14 protein-coding genes are annotated in these 11,040 nt (G+C 56.6%); 10 read left to right on the plus strand and 4 right to left on the minus strand.

Features of this window, described 5'->3' with window-relative positions:
* The first annotated feature begins 93 nt into the window (after positions 1-93).
* The 3 genes from gshB to ruvX all read left to right on the plus strand — a co-directional run bounded on the left by gshB (position 94) and on the right by ruvX (position 2,108).
* A complete protein-coding gene (gshB, locus tag AFL22_RS12480; protein ID WP_010248868.1) occupies positions 94-1,038 on the plus strand; it encodes a glutathione synthase in 945 nt (314 codons plus the stop codon).
* 87 nt (positions 1,039-1,125) lie between these two features.
* Positions 1,126-1,689, plus strand: a complete 564-nt coding sequence (locus tag AFL22_RS12485) for a YqgE/AlgH family protein (protein ID WP_010248870.1) — start codon at positions 1,126-1,128, stop codon at positions 1,687-1,689.
* Positions 1,689-2,108: a Holliday junction resolvase RuvX gene (ruvX, locus tag AFL22_RS12490; protein WP_003853387.1), complete on the plus strand. Its 420-nt coding sequence runs from the start codon at positions 1,689-1,691 to the stop codon at positions 2,106-2,108. The genes AFL22_RS12485 and ruvX overlap by 1 nt, the downstream gene beginning before the upstream one ends.
* Before the next feature lie 5 nt (positions 2,109-2,113).
* Here the strand turns inward: ruvX and AFL22_RS12495 are convergent, their stop codons facing one another.
* Complete coding sequence (locus AFL22_RS12495) at positions 2,114-3,109, minus strand: type IV pilus twitching motility protein PilT (RefSeq protein ID WP_033780717.1); 996 nt, start codon at positions 3,107-3,109, stop codon at positions 2,114-2,116.
* 14 nt (positions 3,110-3,123) lie between these two features.
* On the opposite strand from AFL22_RS12495, the gene AFL22_RS12500 reads away from it, so the two are divergent.
* From AFL22_RS12500 to hemW, 4 genes are read left to right on the plus strand one after another with little or no spacing between them, the layout of a single operon-like run.
* Positions 3,124-3,831 carry a YggS family pyridoxal phosphate-dependent enzyme gene (locus AFL22_RS12500; RefSeq protein WP_010671071.1) on the plus strand — a complete coding sequence of 236 codons (708 nt, stop codon included), beginning with the start codon at positions 3,124-3,126 and terminating at the stop codon, positions 3,829-3,831.
* Between the two features lie 12 nt (positions 3,832-3,843).
* A complete protein-coding gene (locus AFL22_RS12505; RefSeq protein WP_010248879.1) occupies positions 3,844-4,398 on the plus strand; it encodes a YggT family protein in 555 nt (184 codons plus the stop codon).
* Between the two features lie 21 nt (positions 4,399-4,419).
* Positions 4,420-5,013, plus strand: a complete 594-nt coding sequence (locus AFL22_RS12510) for an XTP/dITP diphosphatase (RefSeq protein WP_033769898.1) — start codon at positions 4,420-4,422, stop codon at positions 5,011-5,013.
* Positions 5,006-6,145, plus strand: coding sequence for a radical SAM family heme chaperone HemW (gene hemW, locus AFL22_RS12515; RefSeq protein ID WP_010248883.1), 1,140 nt, complete (start codon positions 5,006-5,008; stop codon positions 6,143-6,145). The genes AFL22_RS12510 and hemW overlap by 8 nt, the downstream gene beginning before the upstream one ends.
* Before the next feature lie 36 nt (positions 6,146-6,181).
* On the opposite strand, the gene AFL22_RS12520 is transcribed toward hemW, so the two are convergent.
* The 3 genes from AFL22_RS12520 to trmB form a co-directional block, all read right to left on the minus strand.
* Positions 6,182-6,898: a DUF2884 domain-containing protein gene (locus AFL22_RS12520; protein WP_010248885.1), complete on the minus strand. Its 717-nt coding sequence runs from the start codon at positions 6,896-6,898 to the stop codon at positions 6,182-6,184.
* A gap of 65 nt (positions 6,899-6,963) precedes the next feature.
* Positions 6,964-7,290, minus strand: a complete 327-nt coding sequence (locus tag AFL22_RS12525) for a YggL family protein (RefSeq protein WP_003853403.1) — start codon at positions 7,288-7,290, stop codon at positions 6,964-6,966.
* Complete coding sequence (gene trmB / locus AFL22_RS12530; RefSeq protein WP_010248887.1) at positions 7,290-8,009, minus strand: tRNA (guanosine(46)-N7)-methyltransferase TrmB; 720 nt, start codon at positions 8,007-8,009, stop codon at positions 7,290-7,292. Before trmB ends, AFL22_RS12525 begins: the two co-directional genes overlap by 1 nt.
* A 154-nt stretch (positions 8,010-8,163) precedes the next feature.
* On the opposite strand from trmB, the gene mutY reads away from it, so the two are divergent.
* From mutY to mltC, 3 genes are read left to right on the plus strand one after another with little or no spacing between them, the layout of a single operon-like run.
* Positions 8,164-9,249 carry an A/G-specific adenine glycosylase gene (mutY, locus tag AFL22_RS12535; RefSeq protein WP_052271520.1) on the plus strand — a complete coding sequence of 362 codons (1,086 nt, stop codon included), beginning with the start codon at positions 8,164-8,166 and terminating at the stop codon, positions 9,247-9,249.
* On the plus strand, positions 9,249-9,521 hold the full coding sequence (locus AFL22_RS12540; RefSeq protein ID WP_003853409.1) for an oxidative damage protection protein: 273 nt from the start codon (positions 9,249-9,251) through the stop codon (positions 9,519-9,521). The genes mutY and AFL22_RS12540 overlap by 1 nt, the downstream gene beginning before the upstream one ends.
* 54 nt (positions 9,522-9,575) lie before the next feature.
* Positions 9,576-10,655, plus strand: coding sequence for a membrane-bound lytic murein transglycosylase MltC (mltC, locus tag AFL22_RS12545; protein ID WP_033758737.1), 1,080 nt, complete (start codon positions 9,576-9,578; stop codon positions 10,653-10,655).
* Positions 10,656-11,040: the final 385 nt, after the last annotated feature.

An 11,040-nucleotide genomic window follows, 5' to 3' on the forward strand; every position in this document is an offset into this window, starting at 1 on the left:
CGGAAAGAGAGCAGGCATGATGTCCTGACCGATCGGCCCACTGCAGACCGAACCAGACGAGGCGGTAAATACCGCCTCACCGAGGAGATAATAATGATTAAACTTGGCATCGTGATGGACCCTATTTCGTCCATCAATATTAAAAAAGACTCCAGCTTCGCTATGCTGCTGGAAGCACAGCGCCGTGGTTATGAAATTCACTACATGGAGATGCACGATCTCTCCCTGCGCGGTGGCGTGGCCTCGGCCCGCACCCGCCTGCTGACCGTCGAGCAGAACCCTGAGAACTGGTATCAGTTTGGCAGCGAGCAGGTGATCCCGCTGGCTGACCTGAATGTGGTGCTGATGCGCAAAGATCCGCCATTCGATACCGAGTTCATCTATGCGACCTACATTCTGGAGCGCGCTGAAGAGCTGGGTACGCTGATCGTGAACAAACCGCAGAGCCTGCGTGACTGTAACGAAAAGCTCTACACTGCCTGGTTTGCCGAGTTTACGCCTGACACCCTGGTGACCCGCAGCAAAGCGCAGCTGCGCGCTTTCTGGCAGGAGCATGGCGACATCATCATGAAGCCGCTCGATGGCATGGGTGGTGCGTCGATTTTCCGCGTGAAGAAAGATGATCCTAACTTTGGCGTGATTACCGAAACCCTGACCGAGCATGAGAGCCGTTTCTGCATGGCGCAGAATTATATTGCGGCGATCACCGAGGGTGACAAACGCGTGCTGGTCGTCGATGGCGAGCCGGTGCCTTACTGCCTGGCGCGTATCCCGCAGGGCGGTGAAACGCGTGGTAACCTCGCCGCCGGTGGTCGCGGTGAAGCGCGTCCGCTGAGTGAAAGCGACTGGGAAATCGCGCGCCGTGTTGGTCCGACGCTGAAAGCAAAAGGGCTGATTTTTGTCGGTCTGGACATCATCGGTGATAAACTGACTGAAGTTAACGTGACCAGCCCAACCTGCATTCGTGAAATTGAGGCTGCGTTCCCGATCTCCATCACCGGCATGTTGATGGATGCCATTGAGAAGCGCCTGGGCTGAGCATGACGCCGGGGCGAAGCTCCGTGATCAACCCAATACCGGTGCGGCCGTCGCGTGCCGGTTATTTTTTTGGTACATCGTGTGAGAATGAATTTACAACATCACTTTTTGATTGCCATGCCTTCATTGCAGGATCCTTTCTTCAAACGTTCCGTAGTCTATCTCTGCGAACATAACGAAGAGGGTGCAATGGGACTGATCATCAATAAACCCATGGAAAACCTGACGGTTGAAGGCATTCTGAAGAAGCTTAAAATCTCTGCTGACGATCGCGATCCGGCGATCAAGCTGGATAAACCGGTGTTTACCGGCGGTCCGCTGGCGGAAGATCGTGGCTTTATCCTGCACTCCGCGCAACGCACCTTTACCTCCAGTATTCGTGTTTCAGATAACACGATCATCACCACGTCCCGTGACGTGCTGGAGTCGATCGGTACGGCGTCTCAGCCCACTAACGTGCTGGTAGCGCTGGGTTACTGCGCCTGGGAAAAAGATCAGCTGGAGAATGAGCTGATGGAAAATGCCTGGCTGACCACGCCCGCTAACAGCAACATCCTGTTCCAGACGCCGATTTCAGAGCGCTGGCGCGAAGCGGCGCGCAGTATTGGCGTCGATATTCACAACATGGCCAGCGACGCCGGACACGCCTGATGTCAACTCAAACTCTGTTAGGATTCGACTTCGGCACCAAAAGTATTGGTGTCGCCGTAGGTCAGCAACTCACTGGCAGCGCCCGTCCGCTGACCGCCCTGAAAGCGCAGGATGGCATCCCGGACTGGCTGGTAATTGAAAAACTGCTGAAAGAGTGGCAGCCCGATTTCGTGGTGGTGGGATTACCGCTGAATATGGATGGCACCGAGCAGCCGCTGACCGATCGCGCACGTAAATTTGCCAACCGCCTGCACGGGCGCTTTGGCATCCGCGTGGAGCTGCAGGATGAACGACTCAGCACGGTAGAAGCGCGTGCTGGCCTGTTTGAACGCGGCGGCTATCGCGCGCTCAATAAAGGATCGGTCGACTCACAGTCTGCTGCCATCATTTTGCAGGACTGGTTCGAAAACCATTACTGACATCCTCACTCAATCAGTCCGGCAGCCTGACGCGCCAGCCTGCTCTGCTCAAACGTCTGCATACCGGCCTGTGCGCCGGTTTGTAACAGCGCAGGGATCTGGTGCATCTTGCCTTCTCTGATCAGATTGGTGATGCCCGGTGTGGCGATCAGTACCTCAAACAGTCCGATGCGCGAACCGGCAACTGATGGCACCAGCCGCTGTGCAATTACCGCTTTCAGGCTGCCCGCCAGCTGAGTACGCACCAGCTGTTTCTCCTCTGCCGGAAAGACATCAACCAGCCGATCCACCGCCTGCGCTGCGCCACGGGTGTGCAGCGTCGCCAGCACCAGATGGCCGGTCTCCGCAGCAGTCAGCGCCTGACGAATAGTGTCGCTGTCGCGCAGTTCGCCCAGCAGGATGACGTCGGGATCTTCACGCAGTGCTGCCTTTACCCCCAGCGAGAACGAACCGCAGTGCAGGCCGATTTCACGCTGCTGTATCAGCGACTGCTGGCTGTGATGGATAAATTCAATCGGATCTTCCAGCGTGATGATATGCCGCGCCTGCTGGCGGTTCAGCGCATCGACCAGCGCCGCCAGCGTGGTTGATTTACCGCTGCCGGTCGCACCCGTCACCAGAATCAGCCCATCCTGCTGCTCCAGCAGCGTCGGGACAATGGCGGGCAGTTGCAGGCTCGCAAGCGTCGGACATGCCGTGGCGATGATGCGCAGTGCCAGTGACAGGCCGTTGCGCTGCATAAAGAGATTGGCGCGCAGACGCTGACCATCGGCCAGGCTCAGGGCGAAATCGAGCTGCCCTGCGCGCTCCAGCTCCTGACGCTGCGGGTCACTGAGCCAGCGGGCCATAAACTGCGCCATCCATGCGCCAGAAAGCGGGCACTGCTGCGGCATCGCCTCCAGCCTTCCCTGCCGCCGCCAGTAGGGCAAATGTCCGCTGCAAAGGTGCAGATCGGCGGCATTATGCTTTACACTAAGCCCCACCATTTCATCCAGATTCATAATTTCTCCTGACTATGACCTCAATCCAGCAGAACCTACAGCAAGTGCGGCAGCGAATCGCTGCTGCTGCCGCGAGTTGCGGCCGCGCACCAGAAGAAATTACCCTGCTTGCAGTCAGTAAAACCAAACCTGCGAGCGCGGTCGAAGAAGCCTTTGCCGCTGGCCAGATTGCCTTTGGTGAAAATTACGTTCAGGAAGGGGTTGAAAAGGTCCAGGCACTGGCCGCACATCCTGAGCTGGAGTGGCACTTCATCGGCCCGCTGCAGTCCAATAAAAGCCGTCTGGTGGCAGAACATTTCGCCTGGTGTCACACCATTGACCGTCAGCGCATCGCGCAGCGGCTCAACGATCAGCGGCCTGCTTCGCTGCCACCGCTGAATGTGTTAATTCAGGTAAATATCAGTGACGAGAACAGCAAATCTGGCATCATGCTGGAGGCCGTTTCCGGGCTGGCGGAGCAGATCGCTGCCCTGCCGCAACTGCGGCTGCGCGGATTAATGGCGATTCCGGCAGCAGAGAGTGATTACGCGCGGCAGCTGGCGGTGTGTCAGCAGATGGCGGAAGCCTTCCGGCAGCTGCAACAGCACTATCCGCATGCAGACACGCTTTCGCTGGGAATGAGCGATGACATGGAGGCGGCAATCGCCGCAGGCAGTACGATGGTGCGTATCGGCACCGCCATTTTTGGCGCACGAGATTATGCGCACAACTCACAACAATAACAGAGGAACTTCATGTTAACACTGACGTTTTTAGTAAAAACGCTGATCGATCTCTACGTCATGGTGCTGCTGTTACGCATCTGGATGCAGTGGTCCCGCTGCGATTTTTACAATCCAGTGGCGCAGTTTGTCGTAAAGGTGACACAGCCGATTGTTAAGCCGCTGCGCCGTATACTGCCGGCACTGGGACCGATAGATACCGCCTCGCTGCTGCTGGCATTTGTGCTGACTACGCTGAAATACCCGATTTTATTGCTGATTCAGGTGGGCGTCTTCTCAGTCGACCCAACCAATCTGCTGGTCGGCCTGCTGTCGCTGGTTAAATCCGCCGGCTATCTGGTCTTCTGGGTGATTATTATTCGCTCCCTGATGAGCTGGATCAGCCAGGGCCGGGGTCCTGTCGACTATCTGCTGGTGCAGTTAACCGAGCCGATGATGGCACCTGTTCGCCGTATTCTGCCTGCGATGGGCGGCATCGATTTCTCAGCAATGATCGTCATCCTGGTGCTGTATGCCCTGAACTTTCTCGGCATGGACCTGTTCCCGGGTCTCTGGTATCTGCTGTAAATGAATCAAACTGGAACTGTTATGCAAAAAGTTGTCCTCGCAACCGGCAATCCCGGCAAAGTGCGTGAACTGGCGGAGTTACTCTCCGCCTTTGGTCTGGATATCGTCGCACAGACCGACCTTGGGGTTGAATCGGCGGAAGAGACCGGCCTGACCTTTATTGAGAACGCGATTCTCAAGGCGCGTCACGCGGCACAGATCACCGGATTACCGGCCATTGCCGATGATTCCGGCCTGGCCGTAGATGCGCTGGGCGGCGCGCCCGGCATCTACTCGGCGCGCTACGCCGGTGAAGAGGCCAGCGATCAACAGAACCTGGAGAAGCTGCTGCAGGCGCTGGAAAACGTACCAGACGGTCAGCGCCAGGCACAATTTCACTGCGTGCTGGTCTATCTGCGTCATGCGGAAGATCCGACCCCGCTGGTGTTCCACGGCAGCTGGCAGGGTGAGATCACCCGCGCCGCCGCTGGTGCCGGTGGTTTTGGTTACGACCCGATTTTCTTTGTCCCGGCGCTGGGTAAAACCGCGGCCGAACTGAGTAAAGCGGAAAAAGGTGCAGTTTCTCACCGGGGTAAAGCATTGACGCTGTTGCTGGAAGCGATGTGTAATGCCTAATCTGCCGCCGTTAAGTCTCTATATCCACATTCCGTGGTGCGTACAGAAATGTCCCTACTGTGATTTTAATTCCCACGCGCTGAAAGATGAGGTGCCGCACGTTGAATACGTGCAGCACCTGTTGCGCGATCTGGAGATCGATTTACCGCTGATCAATGGCCGGGAAGTGCGCACGATCTTCATCGGTGGCGGCACGCCCAGCCTGCTGAGCAGCAGCGCGATGCAGATGCTGATGGATGGTGTGCGGGAGCGTCTGACGCTCTCGCCCGATGCGGAAGTGACCATGGAAGCCAATCCGGGCACCGTGGAAGCGGACCGGTTCAGCGCCTATCAGCGCGCCGGTATCAACCGTATTTCGATTGGCGTACAGAGTTTCAGTCCGCAAAAGCTGCAGCGCCTTGGCCGCATTCACGGCCCGGAAGAGGCGGTCCGCGCCGCTGAACTGGCCGAGTCGCTCTCGCTGCGCAGTTTTAACCTTGACCTGATGCATGGCCTGCCCGATCAGTCGCTGGAAGAGGCGCTCGATGATTTACGTCAGGCGATTGCGCTTAATCCACCGCATCTCTCCTGGTATCAGCTCACGATTGAACCCAACACCCTGTTTGGCTCACGCCCGCCGGTGCTGCCGGATGATGATGCGCTATGGGATATTTTCGAACAGGGCGATCAGCTGTTGCAGGCTGCCGGTTATCAGCAGTATGAGACCTCCGCCTACGCGAAGCCGGGTTATCGCTGTGAGCACAACCTCAACTACTGGCGCTTTGGCGACTATCTGGGGATTGGGTGTGGCGCACACGGTAAGCTGACGCAACCGGATGGCCGCATAGTCCGCACGGTGAAAACCCGTCATCCGCGTGGATTTATGCAGGGGAACTACCGCGAAAAGCAGTATGACGTTGCCGATAGCGACAAGCCGTTTGAATATTTCATGAACCGCTTTCGCCTGCTGGAAGCCGCGCCGCGTGACGAGTTCAGCCGCTATACCGGTTTATCAGAGCAGGTGATCCGTCCGCAGATGGATGCCGCGATTGCCGCGGGTTACGTGACTGAAACCGCGGAGCAGTGGCAGATTACGGAGAAAGGGAAGCTGTTCCTGAATTCGCTGCTGGAGCTGTTCTTAGCGGAAGAGTAACAAAAGCGCCTCAGCCCGACAGGCTGAGGCGTTGACCTATTTTTTCAGTGCGCCGGTAAGCTGTTTACGCTGATCTTCCAGCGAAATAACGCGATTACACACCTCGTGACCGAAGTTCTGGAAATCCTGCTCCTGCTTGCTCCACTCAGCCTGAATCGACTGCTGCAAACCGCCCAGATTACCCATAATCGCCTGCAGCGGATTACTGCCGCCGCTGCCCTGCTTACTGCCCATCTCGTTCAGGCTATCCTGCATCACGCCGCCCAGCGTCGACTGCACCAGCCTTTCACCTTCGGCGCGAACCTGATCAATCGCCTGATGGTGGAACGTCAGCCCATCTTCACGGTGTTCAATGATGCGGTTCATCTGCTGTTTCAGCTGACCATTCAGCGTGGTCAGGCGATTACGCACGTTGCTGTCGGTGCCCAGTTTTTCAACGATGACCTGATCCAGTGCCGCACGCCCTTTCTCCAGACGTGATGTCGCCCCGCTGTCGATCCACGGCAGATCGCGACGCAGCGCGTTCTGATAGTCGATCGCTTTCTGGCGTCCGGCCGTATCGAGCGTGACCTTCTGTCCATTGAACTGCACGTCGCCCTGCGGCGAGATTTCCATATTGCCGTTGGCACCGACCACCTGCACGCTCTGCGGCTTAATCACCACATCGTCCTGCGGCTTAACGCTGCATTCATAGGCTGCCTGAGCCTGGGTTGCTGCCACCAGCAGCACAGCAAGAAGCGCTTTACGCATCATATCTACTCCCTAAGATCGGGTCTGAAACCCTCTGATCGGGCCTCAGCCCGACACTGTGTGACGACTTAGTCCCACCAGACGTCAAAGAGTTCAGTCATCTGAACGTCCTGCAGCTTGCGATCTTCCAGCCATTTACGAACCAGAGCACGATGCTCATCGGTGCATTTGCCGGTTTTCTGCAGGCAAACCAGACCTTCCCACACCAGGTAACCGCTGCCATCGAAGGCCAGGCCGTTAGGGTCGATCGCTTCATTGATGAACTGGTTCAGCGTCTCATCAATTTCGCTTTCGCTGGTGCCTTCCGGGAAGCGCCAGGCAACCGAGAAGCCCAGTTCCTGAAACTCATCAATGTGCAGTTTTTTACGTAAACGGCGGCTGCGTTGTGTGGCCATTATTTCACCCTCTCAAACATTAAATCCCATACGCCGTGGCCTAAACGCTGCCCGCGCTGCTCAAACTTGGTCAGTGGACGCGTCTCAGGACGCGGCACATAATTCTGTTGTTCTGACTGGTTGCGGTAACCATCGATGCTGTTCATCACTTCCAGCATATGCTCCGCGTAGGCTTCCCAGTCGGTCGCCATGTGGAAAACGCCGCCCAGCTTCAGTTTACGCATCACCAGCTCGGCAAAAGGCACCTGGACGATACGGCGTTTATTGTGACGCGCTTTATGCCACGGATCGGGGAAGAAGAGCTGAACCATGCGCAGCGAGTTATCCGGAATCATCTTCTCCAGCACTTCCACCGCGTCATGGCACATCACCCGAAGGTTCTGCACATCGGCTTCTTTGGCGGCGGCCAGACAGGCACCCACGCCCGGCGCATGCACTTCAATACCCAGGAAGTTCTGATGCGGCGTGTTCTGCGCCATCGTTACCAGCGAAGCGCCCATGCCAAAGCCAATTTCCAGCGTCACCGGGGCTTCGCGGCCAAACAGCGCGGGCAGATCGACAGGCTCCGGCTGATATTCCACCCCCATGACCGGCCACAGGGTGTCCAGCGCCTGCTGCTGGCCTTTGGTTAAGCGGCCCTGGCGGCGCACAAAGCTGCGGATCCGGCGTAATGGCCGCCCGTTCTCATCAAATTCTGGGGTGATGACGTCATTAATCATGTAAAAGCCTGCTGGTTAGCCTGTTCCGGGAAACGGGCATTATGCAAAGTTCATAAGCAGAAGCAAGCCTTTGCAATCTTCCGGTTTACACCCAGGTGCGCATGTGCTGGAATTCCTGCCTGAGTGTAGAGTAAACACGGAAAATTTCCTTCTTATGATGCAAGCGCCGCAGTTCGCGCAACAGGTGCTGGACTGGTATCAGCGCTTTGGTCGCAAAACCCTGCCGTGGCAGCTGGAGAAAACGCCTTATAAGGTGTGGCTCTCCGAAGTGATGCTGCAGCAAACCCAGGTTGCCACGGTTATTCCCTATTTTGCACGCTTTATGGCGCGCTTCCCCACGGTTACCGATCTGGCTGCGGCTCCGCTGGATGAGGTGTTACATCTCTGGACCGGCCTCGGCTACTACGCCCGTGCGCGTAATCTGCATAAAGCCGCAAAGCAGATTGTCGAGGTTCATCAGGGCGAGTTCCCGCGTAATTTCGATGATGTCTCTGCCCTGCCCGGCGTAGGCCGCTCCACGGCGGGCGCGATCCTGTCGCTGTCACTGGGGCAGCATTTCCCGATTCTGGATGGTAACGTCAAGCGCGTGCTGGCCCGTTGCTATGCTGTCAGCGGCTGGCCGGGTAAGAAAGAGGTCGAAAAGCGGCTCTGGCAGATCAGCGAAGAGGTCACACCCGCCGAGGGCGTCAGCCAGTTTAATCAGGCGATGATGGATCTGGGTGCTATCGTCTGTACCCGATCAAAGCCGAAGTGCGAAATCTGCCCGCTGAACAGCGGTTGTGAGGCGTATGCCAGCAGCAGTTGGGCTAGCTATCCCGGTAAGAAGCCTAAGCAGGTGCTGCCAGAGCGCAGCGGCTGGTTCCTGATGATGCAGGATGGTGATGATGTCTGGCTGGAGCAGCGCCCGCCTGTGGGCTTGTGGGGCGGCCTGTTCTGCTTCCCGCAGTTCACAACTGAAGCGGCGATGACCGACTGGCTGGCGGCCCGCGGCATCCATGCAAAACCGCAGCAGCTTACTGCGTTCCGTCACACCTTCAGCCATTTCCATCTCGATATCGTGCCAATGTGGCTGACGTGGCCTTCTGTCGGGGCGGCGATGGATGAAGCAGGCGGTCTCTGGTATAACTTAGCGCTGCCACCATCTGTGGGATTAGCCGCACCCGTTGAGCGCCTGTTACACGAGCTGCGCCATCCCCGACAACTGGCTTTGAACAGTTGTGAGATTAATGAGGAAGAATAATGAGCCGCACTATTTTTTGTACTTTTTTACAGCGCGACGCGGAAGGACAGGATTTTCAGCTCTACCCGGGCGATCTGGGTAAGCGCATTTACAACGACATTTCTAAAGAAGCCTGGCAGAAGTGGATGGCGAAACAGACCATGTTGATCAACGAGAAGAAGCTCAACATGATGAATCCCGAAGATCGTAAAGTGCTGGAGAAGGAGATGATCAATTTCCTGTTCGAAGGTAAAGACGTTCATATCGAAGGCTATACACCGCCAGAAGCGTAAACATTCCGGGCCTCATCGCTGAGGCCGGTTATCCAGGTCAGGCTTGCATTCCCAATGAATAAAAAATTAATCGCCCTGCTGGTGATAGCACCACTTTTGGTTTCCTGTTCCGGGTCAAAGAAACAGCAGTCCCACGAGGAGTGGGTAAAAGATACCAACGCCTTTGATATTCTGATGGGGCAGTTTGCTCATAATATTGAGAATATCTGGGGTATCAATGAGGTCCTGATCGCCGGACCCAAAGATTACGTCAAATATAGCGACAACTATTACACCCGCAGCCACATTAACTTTGAAAGCGGTAAGCTGACCATCGAGACGATTTCTGGCACCGATCCTATGGCCAGCCTGCGTCAGGCAATCGTGACCACCCTGTTGATTGGCGAAGATCCGGGTAATGTCGATCTCTACTCTGACGCCAACGATATTGAAATCAGTAAAGAGCCGCTGCTGTATGGGCAGGTGCTGGATAATACCGGTCAGCCGATTCGCTGGCAGGGTCGCGCGGAAGCCTTTGCTGACTATCTGATTCAGAATAAATTGCAGCGCCGCACCTCGGGTCTGCATGTGATTTACACCATTTCGATTCCGATGGTGCCGAACCACCTGGATAAGCGTGCGCACAAATACCTGCCGATGGTGCGTAAAGCCGCCGATCAGTATGGTGTTGATGCCTCGTTGATTCTGGCGATTATGCAGACCGAGTCGAGCTTTAACCCCTACGCCGTGAGCCATTCTGATGCGCTGGGTCTGATGCAGGTGGTGCAGCATACTGCCGGTGTTGACGTGTTCCGCATGAAGGGTAAATGGGGCAAGCCGAGCCGCAGCTATCTGCTTGATCCGGAGAACAATATTGATGCGGGTACCGCTTATCTGTCGCTGTTGCAGCGTAGCTATCTGGGCGGTATTCAGGATCCGGTGTCACGTCGTTATGCGGTGATCACCGCCTATAACGGCGGCGCAGGCAGCGTGCTGCGCGTCTTCTCCAGCGATAAAGATCGGGCGTTTTCGATGATTAACGGCATGTCACCGAGCAAGGTTTACCAGACACTGGCGAACCAGCATCCGTCGGCGGAGTCGCGTCGTTATCTTTATAAGGTGAGTACCGCGCAGAAGAGTTATCGGGGATTCTGATGGGGGCTGCGCTAAAGCGGGGGAGTGTTCGCTGCGCGAACGGGCTTAGGTGCAGCGCCTGAAGCTGGGATTGTTCGCTGCGCGAACAGGCTATGAGAAGGTTTCGTTCGCTTAGCAGCGGGTATGCACTGAGCGGGTTCCGCCCGCCAGGCGATCAGGAGTGCAGCGCCTGAAGCTGGGATTGTTCGCTGCGCGAACAGGCTATGAGAAGGTTTCGTTCGCTTAGCCGCGGGTATGCACTGAGCGGGTTCCGCCCGCCAGGCGATCAGGAGTGCAACGCTGAAGCTGGGATTGCTCGCTGCGCGAACAGGCTATGAGAAGGTTTCGTTCGCCTGGTAAGCCGGGCAGTTTCAGATTCGCCTCTGCAGGCGACCGACAAGGGGGC

It is taken from the genome of Pantoea sp. CFSAN033090, from assembly GCF_001264395.1.
In the GTDB taxonomy this organism is placed as follows: Bacteria; Pseudomonadota; Gammaproteobacteria; order Enterobacterales; family Enterobacteriaceae; genus Pantoea; species Pantoea agglomerans.

Bases quoted from the DNA above. Each gene is read 5' to 3' on its own strand.
- gshB (WP_010248868.1), top strand. From the start codon at position 94: ATGATTAAACTTGGCATCGTGATGGACCCTATTTCGTCCATCAATATT.
- AFL22_RS12485 (WP_010248870.1), top strand. From the start codon at position 1,126: ATGAATTTACAACATCACTTTTTGATTGCCATGCCTTCATTGCAGGAT.
- ruvX (WP_003853387.1), top strand. From the start codon at position 1,689: ATGTCAACTCAAACTCTGTTAGGATTCGACTTCGGCACCAAAAGTATT.
- AFL22_RS12495 (WP_033780717.1), bottom strand. From the start codon at position 3,109: ATGAATCTGGATGAAATGGTGGGGCTTAGTGTAAAGCATAATGCCGCC.
- AFL22_RS12500 (WP_010671071.1), top strand. From the start codon at position 3,124: ATGACCTCAATCCAGCAGAACCTACAGCAAGTGCGGCAGCGAATCGCT.
- AFL22_RS12505 (WP_010248879.1), top strand. From the start codon at position 3,844: ATGTTAACACTGACGTTTTTAGTAAAAACGCTGATCGATCTCTACGTC.
- AFL22_RS12510 (WP_033769898.1), top strand. From the start codon at position 4,420: ATGCAAAAAGTTGTCCTCGCAACCGGCAATCCCGGCAAAGTGCGTGAA.
- hemW (WP_010248883.1), top strand. From the start codon at position 5,006: ATGCCTAATCTGCCGCCGTTAAGTCTCTATATCCACATTCCGTGGTGC.
- AFL22_RS12520 (WP_010248885.1), bottom strand. From the start codon at position 6,898: ATGATGCGTAAAGCGCTTCTTGCTGTGCTGCTGGTGGCAGCAACCCAG.
- AFL22_RS12525 (WP_003853403.1), bottom strand. From the start codon at position 7,290: ATGGCCACACAACGCAGCCGCCGTTTACGTAAAAAACTGCACATTGAT.
- trmB (WP_010248887.1), bottom strand. From the start codon at position 8,009: ATGATTAATGACGTCATCACCCCAGAATTTGATGAGAACGGGCGGCCA.
- mutY (WP_052271520.1), top strand. From the start codon at position 8,164: ATGATGCAAGCGCCGCAGTTCGCGCAACAGGTGCTGGACTGGTATCAG.
- AFL22_RS12540 (WP_003853409.1), top strand. From the start codon at position 9,249: ATGAGCCGCACTATTTTTTGTACTTTTTTACAGCGCGACGCGGAAGGA.
- mltC (WP_033758737.1), top strand. From the start codon at position 9,576: ATGAATAAAAAATTAATCGCCCTGCTGGTGATAGCACCACTTTTGGTT.